Raw genomic sequence first — 17840 nt, forward strand, 5'->3', positions numbered from 1 at the left:
GCGGTTCGTCGCCCATTCGTGACATCATGACGTCATATCAATGGGTGTGCAGCGTGGCGAAAAACAAGATCGACAGTCCCAAATCCGACGACGCCAAAAAGGCGAACACGTCGCTGCGGCTTCACCGCAAGACCCTCAAGGCACTGAAGACGCGCGCCATCGAAGAGGACACGAGCGTGCAGAAAATCATCGAGGATCTGGTGAACGGCTATCTGAAGAAGACAGGGACGAAGAAGACATGAAGCAGCCGCAGCGCAGCATCATGGTGCTGACCGGCGATTTGCCCGATGCCGATCTGACCACAGGGATCGAGCCCCTGCGCCTTGAGGTGCGCAGCGATGGCGACACCGCCGCCTTCGAGGTTCTGGACACGCATGTCGGCTCGGTCCGCCAGGCGGATCAATTGCTGTTGCGGTCCGGCAAGCGGTTGACCGTGCTGTCGGGGGGCGACCATGTGGCGTCGCAGGATGCATTGCCAAAACACAGGTTCGTCGACGACCTTGATGATGGGCCGGTGAAATCCGCGTTGCAGCACGCTCCGCGCCTGCGCAGCCTGCTGAGCACGGGTGCCGGAACCATCAGCCATCGCGATATCTGGGTGAGGGATGACGATGACAAGACGCTGGCCCGCGCGCGGCTGACGACGCTTTCCCCCGAGGGGGACGGTCAGGCGATCACGATCACCGATCTGCAGCCGTTGCGAGGCTATGACAAGGCGATGGACTGGTTGCGCGCCCATCTTGCCGCCGTGGCGGAGAATGCGCCGACGGGTGCGTCGAACCTTGCCGACATGCTGTTTCCCGATCAGCCCCGATATGATGCCAAGCCCGATGTCGCGATCACCGCGGATGATACCGCCTGGCACACCGCGAACCGGATCATCGCCGCCTATCTGCGCGTGGCGCGCCTGAACGAGACCGGCATCATCGCCGACCATGATACCGAATTCCTGCACGACTATCGTGTGGCCCTGCGAAAGGTCCGCTCGGTCCTGAGCCTGTTCAAGGGTGCCTATTCGGATGACGCGACGGCGGCGTTCAAGGGCGCCGCCTCCGAACTGATGGCCCCGACGGGTCGGCTGCGGGATCTGGACGTCTATCTGCTGGCGCAGGACGATTATTTCGCGATGCTGCCCGAAACCCTGCACGATGGTCTGGAACTGATGTTCGGCATGTTCCGCAAGGAACGCCGCAAGGCCCATCGCAGCTTGTCGGCCCGCCTTGCCAGCGATGACTACGACAACATGATCCGTGCATTCCAGGCCGCAGTCGAGGATCCCGACAGGGCGGGCCAAGGCCCCGAGGCCCATGTCGGCATCGGCGATTTCGGCAGCCGGCTGATCTGGAAGCGATACCGCAAGGTCTGCCGCCTTGCCCGGACGATCACGGCCGATACCCCCGACGAACAGGTCCATGAACTGCGCATCCTGTGCAAGAAGCTGCGCTACCTGATGGAATTCTTCGCGCCGCTTTATCCGGCGTCGGCGGTGAAGCCGGTCCTGAAGCCCCTGAAGCGGCTGCAGGACAACTTGGGCCTTTTCAACGACTATTCGGTGCAGCAGGCGTTCCTGCAGGACTTTCTGGACCGACACGAACCGCTTGGTCACAAGCGGGATCTTGCATTGGCACAAAGCATCGGTGCCCTGATCGCGGTTCTGCACGAGCGCCAAAAGGAGGAGCGCGCGCGGATCATGACCAGCTTCTCGAAATTCGACGGTCCCGAGATCCGCTCGCGGTTCGGATCGTTGTTCCACGACAAGGAAACCTGAGATGAAGATCGTCGCGTGCTATTCGAACAAGGGGGGCGTCGGGAAGACGGCGGCCTCGGTCAACCTGGCCTATGCCTTTGCCGAGGCGGGCAACCGGGTGCTGCTGTGCGACCTGGACCCGCAGGGGGCCGCCAGCTTCTATTTCCGGGTGAAGCCATCCCAGAAGCTGCAGAACGAGGCCTTCTTCGAAGAAAGCAAGCAGGTGGCCAAGGCCATCCGCGGCAGCGACTATGAAAACCTGGACATCCTGCCGGCCAACATGACCTTCCGCGATTTCGACATCTTCCTGTCGCGGATGAAGAACAGCCGGTCGCGCCTGAAGAAGGCGATGAAGGCCGTCGGCGCAGACTATGACATCATCGTTCTGGACTGCCCGCCGAACATCTCGACCCTGTCGGAAAGCGTGTTGCAGGCGGCGGACCTGATCGTGGTGCCGGTCATTCCGACCACCCTGTCCGAACGGACTTTCGAACAGCTGCTGGAATTCGTCGAGGGTCAGGACGCGCTGAAGGTGTCAAAAAAGCAGATCGCGGCGTTCTTCTCGATGGTCCAGCGCCAGAAGGCGCTTCACGGTGAAACCATGACCCGCATGCGCGAAGCCTATCCCAAGCGAATGCTGGACGCGGTCCTGCCCTTTGCGACCGATGTCGAACGGATGGGCGTCAACCGCGCGCCGCTGCTGGCCTTTGCACCAGATCGTCCATCGGCAAAGGCCTACAGGGACGTGTTCCGGGAATTGCAGCAGCGGCTGAACAAGGATTGATGTCATGACGAAGGCGATCGAGATCGAACGCAAGTTCCTGGTGGCGACGATGCCCGACCTGTCGACAGCCAGCCGGTCCTCGCTGCGCCAGGGCTATCTGACCGTCCCCGAGGACTCGGTCGAGGTCCGGCTGCGCCAGTCCGACGATCGTTTCGTGCTCTGCGTGAAGACCGGCAGCGGCATCATCCGCGGTGAGCGCGAGATCGAGATCGACGGCAGGCAGTTCGACACGCTGTGGCCGCAGACCGAAGGACGGCGGATCGAGAAGACGCGGTGGACCGGCCCGCTGGACGACGGGCTGACCTTCGAGTTGGACGTCTTTGCCGGCGATCTGGAGCCGCTGGCCGTGGTCGAGGTCGAATTCGCCTCGGCGCAGCAGGCCGAGGCGTTCACCCCGCCCGACTGGTTCGGTCGCGATGTCAGCCTGGACAAGCGGTTCGGCAACAAGTCCCTGGCGATTTCCGGGGCGTCTTTCGTGAAGGACCTTCCCGATGCCTGAGAAACGCTATGGAGTCATCTGCCGGTTGCCTGGCACGAAGAAGATCGTCCTGGTCAGCCGACCTGACGGGAAGGAATGGATCCACCCCAAGGGACGCCGCATTCCGGGCATGTCGGGGCGCGACTCGGCCCGGCGCGAAGCCTATGAGGAGGCCGGCCTGAGGGGGCGGGTCCATTCCAAGCACAAGACGGTCGTCATCTGCCGCAGGGGTGGCAAGAAGATCCATCTGACGCTCTACCAGATGCGCGTGACCAAGGTGCTGAAGCGTTGGCCCGAAATGCGCAAGCGCGACAGGATCGTGATCTCGGCTGCCGCGGCTGCGAACCTGTTGCAATGCCCGGGCATGCGGAAGGGACTGCGCGATCTGGTTGGCAAGAAGGGCTAGCCGCTGGTAGACCGCAAGCCGGACCCGACGACCGGCGGTTTCTGCCAAGGCCCCAGACCAAAGAGGTTTCCATTGGCCATCGAGATCGAACGAAAGTTCCTTGTCCTTGGGGACGACTGGCGTGGCCAGGTTTCCAGGTCGCATCTGATCAAGGACTATCTGATTGCACGGTTCGAGACGGGCAAGGCGCGCATCCGGGATTGCGACGGCAAGGCGACGCTGACCGTCAAGGGCAACCGCACCGGCGTCTCGCGCAGCGAGTTCCACTTCGACCTGTCGCCCGATCAGGCCCGGGACATGATCGCCGAACTGCCCAGCTCTCCGGGGTTGGAGAAGCGCCGACACGAGGTTCTGTTCGCGGGGCTTCTGTGGGAGGTGGACGAATATTTCGGTCCCCTGTCGGGGCTGGTCACCTGCGATGTCGAACTGCCACACGAGCAGCACGATTTCTGCCGTCCCAGCTGGGCGGGCCCCGAGATCACCCACGACAGCCGATACAGCTCGGCCCAGCTGGCGCGCGCGATGCATGCGGACGGCTTCGAGCTGACCGAGTTCCTGACCGGCAGCTGATGGTCCGAAGCTGGTTCTGGTCCCGGTGCGGTTGGGGCATGCGTCCGACCCGACAGGTCGACACGCGTGGTTCGGCGGTGGAAAGATGACATGACCGCCGCGGGTGGTTCGGTTTTTTTCCGATGCCGGTGGTCGGAAGGTTCAGGGTGCCTGCCTCCTTGTCGAAGACCGATGCCCGACGGGCACCGACCGCGCGCTGAACAGATGTCTGTCGGACGATGGATGGTCTGCGTGGGCATCGCGAATTTTCCAGACTGTCAATGATGCGGGCTGACTGCCTTGGCATATCGGTTGGCGCGGCACTGCAAGAACTAACCCTATCGTCAATTTCCCGCGCTGCCGCTACGGAAACATGGTATGATGGGACATGGGACACGCGTTCCTTGCGGTCCTGAATTTCCATGCAGTGGCATGATCGGCAGCAAAGGGGAGGTTACCATGAAGAAGCATCTTTTGACGGCCGCCGGATGTCTGGCGCTGATGACGGTCCCGGCCTTGGCCCAGGATTGGACGGGGTTCTATGCCGGCGCCGGTATCGGGAAGATCGAGGTTGATACCAGCGTCGACGGCGTCAAGGAAAGCGACACCTCGTACGGCCTGCACGCCGGATACCGGTATGATGCCGGACAATGGGTCGTGGGCGGCGAATTCGAACACGACTGGACGGATATCGAACTGGTTCCCGGCGCCATAACAGTCGATCGCGTGATGCGCCTGAAGGCCACCGCCGGCTATGATTTCGGCCAGGCATTGGTCTATGTCGCCGCGGGTGCAGCGCAGGTCGATGTCGATGGGCTGGGCGACGAATGGGGCGGCTTCTACGGCATCGGCGCGGCCTATGCCTTCAGTCCAAGGGCCAACGTCAGCCTTGAACTGTTGGAGCACAACTTCTCGGACATCGGTGACAGCGGGATCGATGCCGACGCCTGGAGCGGCAACCTGCGAATGTCCTGGCGGTTCTGAGCGTCGGTCGAACGGACGGGATGATCTGTCTTCGCGGGCATGCCCAAACGCGGTCGGTCGGATTGACCGCCGCGGCATTTCCGGTCATGACGGTTCGCGATGGTTCCCGTGTCGGCCAAGGCTCCGACCGGGTGAAAAGGGAACGTGGTGCGGTGTAGCCATCAGGCGCCAAATCCACGACTGCCCCCGCAACTGTAAGCGGTGAGCCGACCCCATGATGCCACTGGCGCTGCACGCGCCGGGAAGGCGGGGAAGGCCGCGATCCGCGAGTCAGGAGACCTGCCATCATGATCGAAACCAACCCGGGCGGGGTGCCCCGGAGAAAGACCGCATGCGCCGAACCCCGGCAATGATCCAGCTTGACCGCTTGACGCGGCAGAGGCCAAGGCCACAGCCCTTGCCCTGCCGATGCGCCTTCTTCTGCCCCGTCCTTCGCATGATGAAGGACGACCATGAACCGACTGACCTTGGCCGCGCTGATCGCGCTGGCAGCGCCTGCCGCATTGGCTGCGCCGACCGAATATCCCCTGATCATCGACAATTGCGGGCACGGGCTGACCTTTCCGGCACGCCCCGACAACGTCGTCTCGATCGGGCAGACCACGACCGAGATCCTCTATGCCCTCGGGCAGGCCGACCGCATGGCGGGCACCGCATTGTGGTTCAACGATGTCCTGCCGCGTTTCGGGGAGCAGGACGCGAAGGTCGCGCGGATCAGCGACAATACTCCCAGCTTCGAGGGGGTGGTCGCCGAGCGCCCCGGCTTCGTTCCGACCATGTTCGAATGGATGATCGGTGAACAGGGCGCGGTCGGTACGCGCCAGCAGTTCGCCGATCTGGGCATTCCGGCCTATGTCATGCCGACCGATTGCCAAGGCAAGGACAACCTTGTCGGTGCAGACGGCACGCGCCTTGCGCCCTTCGACATCCAGACCCTGTGGGACGGCATCGACCAGATGGCGCAGGTGATGGACGCGCAGGATGCCGGCGATGCGCTGATCGCCGACCTCAAGTCCCGCGAGGCGGCGGTGGTCCGGCGTGCGGCGGCGATGGATCTGCCGGATGCCTCGGCGGCGGTCTGGTTCTCGTCGGCGGATCTGGAACTTGATCCCTATATGGCCGGGGCCATGGGCATTCCCGCGTGGATGCTGGATCGGTTGGGCCTGCGCAACGTCGTAACCTCGGACGAGGAATGGCCGACCGTGGGGTGGGAGACGATCGCCCGCGCCGACCCGTCCGTGATCGTGATCGCCCGCATGGACCGCCGCCGCTTTCCGGCCGACGACTTCGAGGCGAAGCTGCGGTTCCTGAAGTCCGATCCCGTCACCAGCCAGATGACCGCCGTCAGGGAGGGCCGCATCGTCATCCTCGACGCCGAGGCCATGCATCCCAGCATTCGCCTGATCGACGGATTGGAAGCGCTGGCCCAGGGCATGGACGGGCTGTCCCGGTGAGCGGCCATGTCGACGTGGCCGCGATCCGGCGGCCACGGGCTCCGGGTTGGATCTGGGCGGCGGCGCCGATCATGGCGGCGCCCCTGATCGGCGCCGCCTTGGGCGAAACGCCGATCCCCATCGCGACGGTCTGGCAGGCGCTGGCAAACCAGCTTTTCGGGGCGGGCTATCCGGTCGATCCCATCGATCAGGGGATCATCTGGTCCTATCGGCTGCCGCGCGCGCTGGTCGCCGGGGCCTGCGGGGCGGGACTGGCGATCTCGGGGCTGGTGCTGCAGACGCTGCTGCGCAACGCGCTGGCCGATCCCTATCTTCTGGGCATTTCGGCCGGGGCTTCGACCGGCGCGGTGCTGGTCGCCGTCGCGGGTCTGGGCGCGGCCTTTCTGCCGATGTCGGTCGGGGCGCTGCTGGGGGCGCTGGCGGCATTCGCGCTGGTCGCGGGGCTGGCGCGGCTTTCGGGCGGTGGCCCAAGCGCGCGGGGTGCCGCGCAGATCGTGCTGGCGGGCATTGCGGGGTCGCAGCTGTTCAACGCGCTGACCAGCTTCATCATCGCGCGCTCCGCCAGCGCCGAGCAGGCGCGGGGCATCATGTTCTGGCTGCTGGGCAACCTGTCGGGCGTCAGATGGGACGACGTCTGGCTGGCCGCTGCGGCGGTGACGGTCGCCTTGGTCACGGCGCTGTGGCATGTGCGGTCGCTGGACGCCTTTGCCTTCGGCACCGAATCCGCGGCCTCGCTTGGGGTGCCGGTGCGGCGGGTGCAGGGCATCCTGATCCTTGCGACGGCGGCGGCGACGGCGGTGCTGGTCTCGATCACCGGGGCCATCGGCTTCGTGGGGCTGGTGGTGCCGCATGCGGCGCGCTTTCTGGTCGGCAGCAGGCATGCGCGTCTGGTGCCGGTCTCGGCGCTGATCGGGATGGTCTTCCTGATTGCCGCCGATGTCATCGCACGCATGCTGGTGCCGGGCCAGACCCTGCCCATCGGCGTCGTGACGGCGCTTGTGGGGGCGCCGGCCTTCGCCATCATCCTGATCCGCGCGGGGTCCGCATCATGATGCTGCAAGCCATCGATCTGGGTCAAAGCCTGCGCGGTCGGGACGTGCTGGACGGCATCAGCCTGACAGTTGGTCCCGGTCAGGTGCTGGGGCTGGTCGGGCCGAACGGTTCGGGCAAATCCACCCTTCTGCGTCTTCTGGCGGGGCTGGTGCGGCCGGACCGTGGCCGCGTGCTGCTGGACGGGCAGCCGATGGCTGCGATGCCGCAACGTGGGATTGCCCGGCGGATGGCGCTGGTCGCGCAAAGCGCCGAGACCTCGGACCGCATCAGCGTCCGCGATGCGGTCGCCCTTGGCCGCACGCCATGGCTGGACGCCTTCAGGCCGTGGTCGGCCCGCGATGATGCCCATGTCGACCGCGCCCTGCGACGTGTCGATCTGGGCCATCTGGCCGATCGCGACTGGTCCACCCTGTCGGGAGGCGAACGTCAGCGCGCCCATATCGCGCGCGCCTTGGCTCAGGACCCGCAGATCCTGCTGCTGGACGAGCCGACGAACCATCTGGACATCCGGCACCAACTGTCGATCCTTGAACTGGTCGCCGGCCTTGGCATCGCGGTCGTGATCGCGCTGCACGACCTGAACCATGCGATGCATTGTGACCGGCTGGCCGTGCTGCAGGACGGCCAGCTGCAGGCGCTAGGGTCGCCGGAGAAAGTCCTCGACCCGGCGCTTCTGGCCCGCGTCTTCGGCGTGCGCGCCAGCGCCCTGATCGACCCGCATGACGGCAGTCGCGTCCTGCGCTTTCACCCATGTTGAGCTGACGAACGCTTCCAAGCGTTGCTTTTGTCCGTCGATGACCTCGGTTTGCAGGTCAATCAGGATGGTCGGCCTGCGTGCAAACATTTCGAACCCGCCATTCGTCGTGCGAGTTCGGGTGCTGCGCGGGGATGATCCGGCCAAGGCATCGCAAGCCGCCGGATCGCCCCTTGCCCTGCGTCATGCGGCTTCGGGGCTGCGCCGCCAGGCGGGGAAGGGGTCAGGCAGGGCGGTCCAGCCTGCGGGATGGTTGCCCCATTCCTCGCCCAGAAGGCAGGCGTCGAGGCGGGCGCGGATGCGGTCCTCATCCATGCCGGTGCCGATGAAGACCAGCTCCTGCCTCCGGTCGCCGAAGGGTTCGGACCAATGCGCGTCCAGATAGGCGCGTCCCTCGGGGTGGGTGGGCCAGCGATCCTGCGGGACCGAGGCCCACCATTGCCCCAGGGGACGAATCGTGGACAGCGCCCCGGCAAGCGAGAATTCGGCCACCCAATCGGGACGGGTGGCGACCCAGAAGTGCCCCTTGGCGCGGATCACGCCGGGCAGGGGGCCGTTCAGCAGCTCGTGGATCTTGCGCGGTTCGAAGGGCAGGCGGGCGCGATAGACGAAGCTGGCGACGCCGTATTCCTCGGTTTCCGGCGTATGGTCGGCGTGGCCGTAGAGTTCCTTGGCCCACATGGGGTGGGTATGGGCGCGATCGAAATCGAAAAGGCCGGTGTTCAGGATGTCGCGCGGTGCCACGCGGCTGTGATCGGTCTCGATGATGCGCGCATCGGCGTTCAGCGCGCGGATGATCTTGCGTGCCGCATCGACACGGGTCGCACCGGCATCGGCGCATTTGTTCAGCACGATCACATCGGCGAACTCCATCTGGTCGGTCAGCAGATCGACCAGCGTGCGGGCATCGCCCTCGCCCATGACCTCGCCCCGGTCCGAGAGGAAGTCGTGGCTGGAGAAGTCGGCCGTCAGGTTCACCGCGTCGACCACGGTGACCATCGTGTCCAGCCGTGCGACATCCGACAGGCTGTTGCCGGTTTCATCGGCAAATTCGAAGGTGGTGGCGACGGGCAGGGGTTCGCTGATCCCCGTGGATTCGATCAGTAGATAGTCGAAGCGCCCGGCCTGCGCCAAGCGGCGAACCTCGACCAGCAGATCCTCGCGCAGGGTGCAGCAGATGCAGCCGTTCGACATCTCGACCAGGGTTTCCTGGGTCTGCGACATGCCCCCCTCGGCGCGGATCAGGTCGGCGTCGATGTTCACCTCGGACATGTCGTTGACGATGACGGCAACGCGCAGCCCTTCGCGGTTGTTGAGGACGCCGTTCAGCAGCGTGGTTTTTCCAGCGCCCAGAAAGCCGGAAAGTACGGTGACGGGCAGGCGGGTATCTTGTGACATCATTCGTCCCCTTTTGCGGATCTAAGATGTAATAACATAACAATATTGCTGCCGTCCAGTGGGGGTACGCATGACGATCCTGGCTTGCGGTGGGACCGTTCGAACAAGGTCATCTCGGGGTGGTCGCAGGTGGGCCGGGCCCTCCGTCAGGTTGCGCGGACGTCTTGACGCTGCCGGAAAGAGCCGCAGGCATGGGGTCCGGACCCATGATCATTCGGGTCCGACCCCTTCGGCATCACTGCTCATGGCGGCAAGTTGACGGCTGGCAACTGCCATCATCAAGGGGCCGGTGCCCTTGGCGTCATCGGCCACCACCGGCTCGGTCAGGTAATAGCCGGGGGTGCCGTCGCGATAGACGCCTGAGAAACCGCCCAGACCCGCCACAAGGCAGATACCGCCGAACCCCGCGCCCGCGCCGTCGTGCTGCAGGCGCGATGCCAGGAAAGCCATCGCGCGATCGGCGGCACCGACGGCCCCGGGCAGGTCCTTCGCGGCATGCAGCGCATAGGCGAACATCGCCGAGGCCGAGCTTTCGGTATAATTGCCGGGCAGCTGCGGTTGGTCGATCACCTGCAGCCAGCCGCCATCCGGGCGTTGCAGACTGATGATGCGCGTCAGCAGGTCGCGCGTCGGACGTGCCAGCCCTGCGGCGGCGAAAGCATCCTGGCCGACCAAATGGGCGGTATCGACCAGCGCCATCGCCTGCCAGCCAAGCGCGCGCGCCCATGCCGATGGAGATTGCCCCGTCACGGGATCGGCCCAGTCCTGCGCGCCTGATGTGTCGCAACCGTGGGCGTAAAGCCCGTCGGGCCGCGCCGTCATCGTCAGCGCGTCGCGCAGCTGCGACACCGCATCCTGCACCAGCCGCTGATCGCCCTGCTGCTGCCCCAGCTGGATCTGGAACGGCAGCCCCATGTACAGCCCGTCCAGCCAGACCTGATGCGGATAGATGCGCTTGTGCCAATAGCTGCCGCCCGCCGTGCGGGGGTGGTTCGCAAGCTGTTCGCCCAAGCGCCCTGCCGCACGCATCCATCGCGGATCGCCCGTCCAGCGGTCCAGCGCGAAGAGGACCCGCCCCGAAAGGATGTTGTCGATGTTGTAATCCGTGGGGTCGTAATTCGCCAACCGGCCGTCGGGGTCGATTTGCGCCTGCGCCAGCCGCAGCAGGTGGTCGCGCCAGCGGTCCTCGCCTGTCGCCTCGAACAGCAGTTCCAGACCGCGATAGATGCAGCCGTCTTCATAGCACCAGGCGCCGCCCTTGTAGGGGCGGTATCGGGTGGCATAGGCGTCGAAATAGCTCAGCATGGCATGAAATCCTTGGCGGTCAGGGGGCCGTGGGGCAGGTCTGGCGGGGCGTCGATGGCGCAATGCTCGGCCAGGATGAAGGCGCCGCTAACGGGCATGATGCCGTCGGCCATCAGCGGGGGCGCGGGCGGCGCGGGGGCGAAGCTGGCCGTGACGTCGCGCAGGGTGACGCCCTGCACCGGTGCCTCGGGCAGACCGAGGCAGGCGGCCACGGCCAGCCGCACCCCTTCGGCATGCAGGCGCGTCACGGTGATGTCGCGGATCTGCGGGGTCAGCGGCGTGACGGGCAAGTGGGCGCGGGACTGGACCTGCAGGTCATGGCCGTCATGGTCGCAAAAGTAATGCGCGTTGATGGCCAGCACCGTATCGACATCCGTCATGTGGCAATCGGCGAGGGTGATGCGGGCCACCTCTCCGCCCCGCCCGCGGCGGGTCTTGATGCGCAGGCCACGGTCGGTCTGCGCCATGCGACAATGGCTGACATGGACATCGGTGACGCCGCCCGACATCTCGGATCCGATGACGACGCCGCCGTGGCCCCGCTCCATCAGGCAGTGGCGGATGGTGATGTTGCGGGTGGGGGCAAGGTGATCGCCATTGCCGTCGTCGCGCCGCTTGCCCGCCTTGATGGCGATGCAATCGTCGCCGGTCGAAAAGCGCAGGCCCTCGATGGTGACGCCCTGACAGCTTTCGGGGTTCAGCCCGTCTGTATTGGGGCTGTCGGGTGGGTTTTCGACGGTCATGGCCGCGAAGGTCAGGTCGCGCGAGCGATAGGGGTGGATCGTCCAGCTGGGCGAGTTGGCGACGGTCGGGCCAAGGACGGTGACGCCCTGACAGCCGACCAGATGCAGCAGCCTTGCGCGGCGTGCGCCGTTGTGGGTGTCCTTGGGCCATGACCACCAGTCGCCGCGCGACCCGCCGCCGTCGATGCGGCCCGGTCCGGCGATGGTGATGTTGCGGGCTTCCAGCGCGGTCAGGATGGCGCGGTGGCAGGTCTCGGGCAGACCCTCCCAGCTGCCGCCCTGGGTGGGGTCCAGCAGAGGCCAGCCGTCGCGATGGTCGGGGGCGGCCAGCTCTGCCCCCTCGGCCAGATAGAGATGGCGGTGCGACGGGATCAGCAGCGGCGCGACCTGCCAGCGCCCCGCAGGCACGATCAGCGTGCCGCCATCGGGCAGTGCGTCCAGCATCGCTTGGGCGCGGGTGGGATCGCGCAGCGTGACCGCCCCCGCGCAGGGCGGGGTGGTCAGCATCATGGGCGCGAAACCCTGAACCGCAATGCGCAGGGGGGTGCCGGGGGGCAGGTCGTGGAAGGGCGTCACCACGCGGTCGGTCGTGCCGCGACGGTCCAGATCCGGTCCGGTCAGATGCCAGTCCAGCGGTCGGGGCAGGTGATACAGCCCCCCCGGCACCGACAGGCGCAGGGCGACCGAGCGCGGCGTCGCCGCCACGAGATGCAATGTCATCGGATGCTCCTTGCGGGGTCCGGCGGCGCGGGGCCGCCGGATCATGGCGTGACGGGGATCAGCGGAAGCTGCGCAGGGCGCGGTCGATCTCGTCGATCATCTCGGCTGCGGCGTCATCGGGGCCGATCTGGTCATAGGCGACCGCCTCGAGGTAGTCGCCGAAGATGCCGCGCACCTTGGGGTGTTCGCTCAGGGGCGAGGGCACCGGCCCCTGTCCCTGCTGCACCAGGTCGTGGGCCGCGACGACATTGGCGTCGATCAGACCTTCGGCGGTCAGACGTTCGGCGGCGGTGCGGCTGGCGGGGATGCCGCGCGAATCCGACAGGATGTCGATGGCATCGGGATCGTTCAGCAGGCAGTCGATGATCTGGGCGGCGGCCTTGGGGTGCTGCGACCGCGCCGAGATCGCGAACAGCATCGAGGGCTTGCGATAGGTGCCGTCGTTCACCGCGCCCTCGACCTGCAGCATCGGCACCGGGACCAGTTCCTGATCGCCAAGCGGATCGGCGTATTTGGCATAGGCCGAGTCCCATTCGTAGGTGCCCGCGATCCGGCCCTCGGCCCAGGGGCGCATCTCGAACAGCTCGATGTTGCCTTCCGAGGCGACCTGCTGCCAGCTGCGGATGGTGCCATCCTCGACCAGCGACAGATAGAAGCGGATGCCCGCGGCCAGTTCCTCGGGGGTCCAGGCGACGGTGGTGGTTTCGGGGTCGATCAGATCCTTGCCCGTCATCTGCGTCACCGTGGTCGAGACGAGGAAGATCGCGTTCAACCCCTGCGCCTCGAAGGGCATGACGCCATCGCCCAGCTTGCCCGCCGCGGCGCGGACCTCGTCCCAGGTCGAGGGCAGCGGCAGGTTTGCGGCATCGAAGACGGTCTTGTTGAAGAAATAGACCGGCCCCGTCTCGGCCACGGGCAGGCCGTTCAAGACGCCGTTCATCTCTCCTCCGGCCAGCTGCTCGTCGGTCCATTGCGACAGGTCGATCGTGTCGGCATGATCGCGCAGATCGGCGAACCCCGTCCCATCGGGCGAGAAGAGCGGCAGCCACGGCCAGTTGATCTGCATGATGTCGGCCTCGGTCCGGCCTGCGATCTGGGTGGTGATGCGTTCCTGGTGGCCCGCCCATCCGGTGAATTCGGCGGCGACGGCATGGCCGTGCTTTTCGCCGCAGACGGCCAGCGCCTCTTGTGTCTGGGCGTGGCGGGCGTCGCCGCCCCACCATGACATGCGCAGGTCTTCGGCCTGCACCGCGCCAGCCAGCAGGCCGGTCGCAAGGATCGTCGTGGTCAACAGCTTCATCGGGTTCCCCTCCCTCAGTTCAGCACCGGCAGCGAGACATTCTCGTCCGCGCCGTCGAAGACATGTGCGCAGCCCGGTTCCGGGCTCAGCGTCACCTCGGCGCCGCGATCCAGCGCGGCGTAATCGGCGGCGGGCAGGACGGCGACCATGCGCGTGCCCGCCACGTCCAGATGCAGCACGACCTCATGGCCCATGAACTCGGCCCCCGCGACGCGTCCGCGCAGACCCGGCCCGGCGTTCAGGCGCAGATGCTGGGGGCGGATGCCCAGCCTTGCCGCGCCGGACCAGCCGCGCAGGCGGTCCATCAGCTCGGCGGGCAGGGTCAGGCTCTGGTCGCCCACGCGGAAGGTGGACCCCTCCAGCCGACCCTCGATCAGGTTCATCTCGGGGCTGCCGATGAAGCCCGCGACGAAGGCGTTGGCGGGGCGGTCGTAAAGCGTCTTTGGGTCGGCCACCTGCATGATGCGGCCGTCCTTCATCACGCAGATGCGGTCGCCCATGGTCATCGCCTCGGTCTGGTCGTGGGTGACATAGACCACGGTCGAGGGCATGCCCTCGTCCTTCAGGCGGCGGTGCAATTCGGTGATCCGGACCCGCATCGATGCCCGCAGCTTGGCGTCAAGGTTCGACAGCGGTTCGTCGAACAGAAAGACCTTGGGTTCCTTGATCAGCGCCCGGCCCAAGGCCACGCGCTGCGCCTGACCGCCCGAGAGTTCCTTGGGCAGGCGGTCCAGAAGCGGCTCGATTTCCAGGATGCGGGCGACCTCGGCGGTGCGGCGCTCGATCTCGGATCGGGATGCGCGTTGCAGGCGCAGCCCGAACGAGAGGTTCCGGCGCACCTTCATGTGCGGATAGAGCGCATAGTTCTGGAAGACCATCGCGATGCCGCGCTTGCCCGGTTGCAGGCGGTTCACGACCGTGTCGCCGATCATCACCTGCCCGCCGGTGATGCTTTCCAGCCCCGCGATCATGCGCAGCGTGGTCGATTTCGCACAGCCCGAGGGGCCGACGAGGACCATGAATTCCCCGTCACGGACGTCCAGGTTGATCCCGTGGACGGCCTTGAAGCTGTTGCCATAGGTCTTTTCAAGATTGCGGATCTGCAGACGAGCCATCGGATTATCCTTTCACCCCACCGGCAGAGATGCCTTCGATGAAGTATTTCTGGGCCATGAAGAAGACGACCAGCGCGGGCAGCAGCGCCAGGACCGACATCGACAGGATGCGGTTCCAGTCGAAGGCCTCGGTCGTGTCGATCGACAGTTTCAGCGCCAGGCTGACGGGGAACTTATCGACCGAGGACAGATAGATCAGCGGTCCAAGGAAGTCGTTCATGGTCCACATGAACTGGAACAGCATGACCGAGATCAGCGCCGGGACCAGCATCGGCACGACGATGTAGACCAGCGTCTGCAGGCTGTTGGCGCCGTCCACGCGGGCGGCTTCCTCCATGTCGCGGGGGATGGCGCGCAGGAACTGGACCAGCATGAAGACGAAGAAGGCGTCGCCCGCAAAGGCCGAGGGCACCCAGAGCGGCAGATAGCTGTCCAGCCAGCCCATGTCCCGGAACAGGATATATTGCGGGATGCGGGTGACGACGTTCGGCAGCAGCAGCGTCGCGATCAGCGTGGCGAACAGCACGCGCTTGAAGGGAAACTCGAAGCGGGCGAAGCCATAGGCGACCAGGGCGCAGGAAATGGCGGTGAAGATCGTCTTGGGCAGGATGATCAGGAAGGTGTTCCAGAAGAACCGCCCGAAGGTATAGGGCGTCGAGGTCTGCCATCCCTTCACGTAACCCTCCAGCGTGGGTTCGCGCGGGAGGAAGCCGATCGAGCCGAAGATCTCGGAGTTGGTCTTGAAGGACGCCCCGATCAGCCAGATCAGCGGATAGAGCATGATCAGCCCCACCACCGTCAGCAGCGTATAGCGGACGACGGCCTGCAGGCGGGCGGCGCGGATCTCTCGGGGCGGGACGGGGGTGGCGGGAATGGCGGTGGTGATATCGGCCATGTCAGCTCCTCTTGTCGCCGGCGTAATAGACCCACTTCCTCGACGACCAGAAGGCGATGACGGTCAGCGCCATGATGATCACGAAGAGCGCCCAGGCCATCGCCGAGGCATAGCCCATGTTGAAGTTCTTGAAGGCCTCGTCATAGATGTAGAGCGGCAGCAGATAGGTCGACTTCAGCGGCCCGCCCCCGGTGATGATGTAGGGGCCGTTGAATTCCTGGAACGCCTGGACCATCTGCATGATCAGGTTGAAGAAGATCACCGGCGTGATCAGCGGCAGGGTGATGTGCACGAAGCTGTGCCACTTGTTCGCCCCGTCGATGGCTGCGGCCTCATAGAGCGATTTGTCCACGGCCTGCAGGGCGGCCAGGAAGATCACCATGGCGGACCCGAACTGCCATGTGCGCAGCAGGCTGATGGTGAAGAGCGCGTTGACCGGATCGCCGAACCAGTTCAGCGGCTCGAGCCCGATGCCCGACAGCACCATGTTCACCAGCCCCGCATCCGCGAAGATATAGCGCCACAGCACCGCGATGGCGACCGAACCGCCCAGGATCGAGGGCACGTAATAGGCCGTCCTGAAGAACCCGATGGCGCGCAGCCGATAGTTCAGGATGACCGCGATGAACAGCGCGAAGGCCAGCTTCAGCGGCACCGTGATGAAGACGTATAGCAGCGTCACCCGCAGTGATCGCATGAAGGTTCGGTCGTTCAGCAGTTCTCGGAAATTGTCCAGCCCGGACCAGCTGGGAGATTGGATCAGGTTGTAGTCGGTAAAGCTGAGATAGAGCGAGCCGACAAACGGTATCGCGGTAAAGACCAGCAGCCCGATCAGATAGGGGGCAAGGTACAGCAGACCGATGCGCGGGCTTTCCATCACAGCCCCCCGCGAAGGCTGCATGGCCTTGGTTCTGGTTGCGTCATCAAATCGCTCCTCCCTCGATTCGAACGGCGTCGATCGCGACATGCGCCATCTGATCTGCTAGTATGCGGGTAATATGACGGGGTTGAATTGACGTTAATGCAGAAAATGATGGACGAAACCGAACATGATCACAGGGTGGCCGAAATCAGGGCCGGGGTCCTGGCCGGCATTCCGCCGCGCGCATTGGACCTGACACTGACGCGATCGGCCATCCGCATGCTGCATTCCCACAGCTGGTCCATCGACAAGGTCAACACCGTCCATGATCTGGTCGTCTGCCTTCAGGGTACGGGGGAATACATCATCCAGGACGAACGCATCCGCCTGACACCGGGCATGGCCATGCTGATCCCCGCGGGCACGCGCTTTCAGGGTCGCAACCCGGACCCCGACAAGGTCTATGTCGGACTTGCCCAGCACTTCCGGCTGGACCTGTTCGGACGTCACGACCTGCTGGGGCGGATGCGGCACAGGCGGGTCATCCGCTTTTCACGCTGGCCAATGATCGGGCCGCTGGTGCGCCATTACCGCGCCACCGCGCCCTCGGGTTCGACCACGTTGGTGATGCATCACGCCTTCATGGTCATCCTGACCGAATTCATCGAGGATGCCTTCATCGCCTGGACCACCCCGGGCGATGCGGCCCTGGATGAGACCGAGGGGCTGTCCATGGCCATCACCATGGCCGCCACCCAGATCGCCGCCGATCCGCTGCAACCGGGACTGGCCGAACGTGTCGTTTCCGCCGCCCCCTACAACGCCGAATACTTCCGGCGCGAGTTCCGCCGCAAGCTGGGCAGCACCCCTGTCAAATATCAGGAATTCAAGCGGATGGAGGTCGGCATGCAATTTCTGGAGGGTGGTTTCTCGGTCACCGAGACGGCCCACAGGTTGGGCTTCTCGGACAGCTACTACTTCTCGCGCCTCTTCAAGCGCCATATCGGCATCAGCCCGCGCGGGTGGCAGGATCAGGTCAGGCTGCGGCGCGACGGCCAATGGCCTCGTGGACAGGAGGATGGGCAGGTCATCTATCCCCTGCGCGACGATTGATGCCCGGGGGGCCGGATGCGGGGCACGGGAACCACCGCCATCGAGGGGTTCCCGATCGGCAGCCAGGCCTTGATGCATGCCCGAAGCGCATCTGGGTTGGCATTCAGGGATTGTATCGGGCTAAAGCGCCTGCTCGATTGAAGATGCCGCGAGACTCCGACATCGGCCGTCGGTCGCCGC

The 17840-nt window shown here is 65.3% G+C and carries 18 protein-coding genes and 1 riboswitch; of the genes, 11 read left to right on the forward strand and 7 right to left on the reverse strand.

The features are described from left to right. Positions 1-26 precede the first annotated feature (26 nt). The 10 genes from DDE75_RS10985 (at position 27) to DDE75_RS11030 (ending at position 8212) form a co-directional block, all read left to right on the forward strand. Positions 27-242, forward strand: coding sequence for a hypothetical protein (locus DDE75_RS10985; RefSeq protein ID WP_170310945.1), 216 nt, complete (start codon positions 27-29; stop codon positions 240-242). Next, positions 239-1768 carry a CHAD domain-containing protein gene (locus DDE75_RS10990; protein ID WP_108502441.1) on the forward strand — a complete coding sequence of 510 codons (1530 nt, stop codon included), beginning with the start codon at positions 239-241 and terminating at the stop codon, positions 1766-1768. Before DDE75_RS10985 ends, DDE75_RS10990 begins: the two co-directional genes overlap by 4 nt. Position 1769: 1 nt before the next feature. Further along, positions 1770-2531, forward strand: a complete 762-nt coding sequence (locus DDE75_RS10995) for a ParA family protein (protein WP_108502442.1) — start codon at positions 1770-1772, stop codon at positions 2529-2531. A gap of 4 nt (positions 2532-2535) precedes the next feature. Further along, complete coding sequence (locus tag DDE75_RS11000) at positions 2536-3030, forward strand: CYTH domain-containing protein (protein ID WP_108502443.1); 495 nt, start codon at positions 2536-2538, stop codon at positions 3028-3030. Next, positions 3023-3415 (forward strand): NUDIX hydrolase, encoded by a 393-nt coding sequence (locus DDE75_RS11005; protein WP_108502444.1) that lies wholly within the window; start codon positions 3023-3025, stop codon positions 3413-3415. The genes DDE75_RS11000 and DDE75_RS11005 overlap by 8 nt, the downstream gene beginning before the upstream one ends. A gap of 72 nt (positions 3416-3487) precedes the next feature. Continuing rightward, the gene (locus DDE75_RS11010) at positions 3488-3985 is read left to right on the forward strand and encodes a CYTH domain-containing protein (protein ID WP_162798997.1); all 498 of its coding nucleotides are present in this window, start codon (positions 3488-3490) and stop codon (positions 3983-3985) included. Positions 3986-4423: 438 nt separating this feature from the next. After that, positions 4424-4948 (forward strand): porin family protein, encoded by a 525-nt coding sequence (locus DDE75_RS11015; RefSeq protein ID WP_162798998.1) that lies wholly within the window; start codon positions 4424-4426, stop codon positions 4946-4948. A gap of 83 nt (positions 4949-5031) precedes the next feature. Beyond that, positions 5032-5249: riboswitch (cobalamin riboswitch) on the forward strand. 151 nt (positions 5250-5400) lie between these two features. Continuing rightward, positions 5401-6402, forward strand: coding sequence for an ABC transporter substrate-binding protein (locus DDE75_RS11020; protein WP_108502447.1), 1002 nt, complete (start codon positions 5401-5403; stop codon positions 6400-6402). Beyond that, the gene (locus DDE75_RS11025) at positions 6399-7454 is read left to right on the forward strand and encodes a FecCD family ABC transporter permease (RefSeq protein ID WP_418304183.1); all 1056 of its coding nucleotides are present in this window, start codon (positions 6399-6401) and stop codon (positions 7452-7454) included. Before DDE75_RS11020 ends, DDE75_RS11025 begins: the two co-directional genes overlap by 4 nt. Continuing rightward, complete coding sequence (locus tag DDE75_RS11030; protein WP_108502448.1) at positions 7451-8212, forward strand: ABC transporter ATP-binding protein; 762 nt, start codon at positions 7451-7453, stop codon at positions 8210-8212. Before DDE75_RS11025 ends, DDE75_RS11030 begins: the two co-directional genes overlap by 4 nt. Before the next feature lie 180 nt (positions 8213-8392). On the opposite strand, the gene DDE75_RS11035 is transcribed toward DDE75_RS11030, so the two are convergent. From DDE75_RS11035 to DDE75_RS11065, 7 genes are all read right to left on the reverse strand, one after another. Further along, entirely contained in the window at positions 8393-9607 is a 1215-nt protein-coding gene (locus DDE75_RS11035; protein ID WP_211659334.1) for a GTP-binding protein, read from the reverse strand. Positions 9608-9817: 210 nt separating this feature from the next. Beyond that, entirely contained in the window at positions 9818-10912 is a 1095-nt protein-coding gene (locus DDE75_RS11040; protein WP_108502450.1) for a glycoside hydrolase family 88/105 protein, read from the reverse strand. Further along, complete coding sequence (gene pglA, locus DDE75_RS11045) at positions 10906-12375, reverse strand: polygalacturonase PglA (protein ID WP_162798999.1); 1470 nt, start codon at positions 12373-12375, stop codon at positions 10906-10908. The genes DDE75_RS11040 and pglA overlap by 7 nt, the downstream gene beginning before the upstream one ends. Positions 12376-12433: 58 nt before the next feature. Next, entirely contained in the window at positions 12434-13675 is a 1242-nt protein-coding gene (locus DDE75_RS11050) for an ABC transporter substrate-binding protein (RefSeq protein WP_108502452.1), read from the reverse strand. Positions 13676-13689: 14 nt separating this feature from the next. Then, positions 13690-14790, reverse strand: coding sequence for an ABC transporter ATP-binding protein (locus DDE75_RS11055; protein WP_108502453.1), 1101 nt, complete (start codon positions 14788-14790; stop codon positions 13690-13692). Positions 14791-14794: 4 nt separating this feature from the next. Further along, positions 14795-15685, reverse strand: coding sequence for a carbohydrate ABC transporter permease (locus DDE75_RS11060; RefSeq protein ID WP_108502454.1), 891 nt, complete (start codon positions 15683-15685; stop codon positions 14795-14797). 1 nt (position 15686) lies between these two features. Then, positions 15687-16562 carry a carbohydrate ABC transporter permease gene (locus DDE75_RS11065; RefSeq protein WP_108502455.1) on the reverse strand — a complete coding sequence of 292 codons (876 nt, stop codon included), beginning with the start codon at positions 16560-16562 and terminating at the stop codon, positions 15687-15689. 156 nt (positions 16563-16718) lie between these two features. Between DDE75_RS11065 and DDE75_RS11070 the strand changes: the two genes are divergently transcribed. Beyond that, on the forward strand, positions 16719-17660 hold the full coding sequence (locus tag DDE75_RS11070) for an AraC family transcriptional regulator (protein ID WP_245894709.1): 942 nt from the start codon (positions 16719-16721) through the stop codon (positions 17658-17660). The last annotated feature ends 180 nt before the right edge of the window (positions 17661-17840 follow it).

Source organism: Paracoccus indicus, assembly GCF_003056335.1.
GTDB lineage: Bacteria > Pseudomonadota > Alphaproteobacteria > Rhodobacterales > Rhodobacteraceae > Paracoccus > Paracoccus indicus.

Coding starts and splice junctions, on each gene's coding strand:
- DDE75_RS10985 (WP_170310945.1), top strand. CDS start 27: ATGACGTCATATCAATGGGTGTGCAGCGTGGCGAAAAACAAGATCGAC.
- DDE75_RS10990 (WP_108502441.1), top strand. CDS start 239: ATGAAGCAGCCGCAGCGCAGCATCATGGTGCTGACCGGCGATTTGCCC.
- DDE75_RS10995 (WP_108502442.1), top strand. CDS start 1,770: ATGAAGATCGTCGCGTGCTATTCGAACAAGGGGGGCGTCGGGAAGACG.
- DDE75_RS11000 (WP_108502443.1), top strand. CDS start 2,536: ATGACGAAGGCGATCGAGATCGAACGCAAGTTCCTGGTGGCGACGATG.
- DDE75_RS11005 (WP_108502444.1), top strand. CDS start 3,023: ATGCCTGAGAAACGCTATGGAGTCATCTGCCGGTTGCCTGGCACGAAG.
- DDE75_RS11015 (WP_162798998.1), top strand. CDS start 4,424: ATGAAGAAGCATCTTTTGACGGCCGCCGGATGTCTGGCGCTGATGACG.
- DDE75_RS11020 (WP_108502447.1), top strand. CDS start 5,401: ATGAACCGACTGACCTTGGCCGCGCTGATCGCGCTGGCAGCGCCTGCC.
- DDE75_RS11030 (WP_108502448.1), top strand. CDS start 7,451: ATGATGCTGCAAGCCATCGATCTGGGTCAAAGCCTGCGCGGTCGGGAC.
- DDE75_RS11035 (WP_211659334.1), bottom strand. CDS start 9,607: ATGTCACAAGATACCCGCCTGCCCGTCACCGTACTTTCCGGCTTTCTG.
- DDE75_RS11040 (WP_108502450.1), bottom strand. CDS start 10,912: ATGCTGAGCTATTTCGACGCCTATGCCACCCGATACCGCCCCTACAAG.
- pglA (WP_162798999.1), bottom strand. CDS start 12,375: ATGACATTGCATCTCGTGGCGGCGACGCCGCGCTCGGTCGCCCTGCGC.
- DDE75_RS11050 (WP_108502452.1), bottom strand. CDS start 13,675: ATGAAGCTGTTGACCACGACGATCCTTGCGACCGGCCTGCTGGCTGGC.
- DDE75_RS11055 (WP_108502453.1), bottom strand. CDS start 14,790: ATGGCTCGTCTGCAGATCCGCAATCTTGAAAAGACCTATGGCAACAGC.
- DDE75_RS11060 (WP_108502454.1), bottom strand. CDS start 15,685: ATGGCCGATATCACCACCGCCATTCCCGCCACCCCCGTCCCGCCCCGA.
- DDE75_RS11065 (WP_108502455.1), bottom strand. CDS start 16,562: ATGGAAAGCCCGCGCATCGGTCTGCTGTACCTTGCCCCCTATCTGATC.
- DDE75_RS11070 (WP_245894709.1), top strand. CDS start 16,719: ATGGACGAAACCGAACATGATCACAGGGTGGCCGAAATCAGGGCCGGG.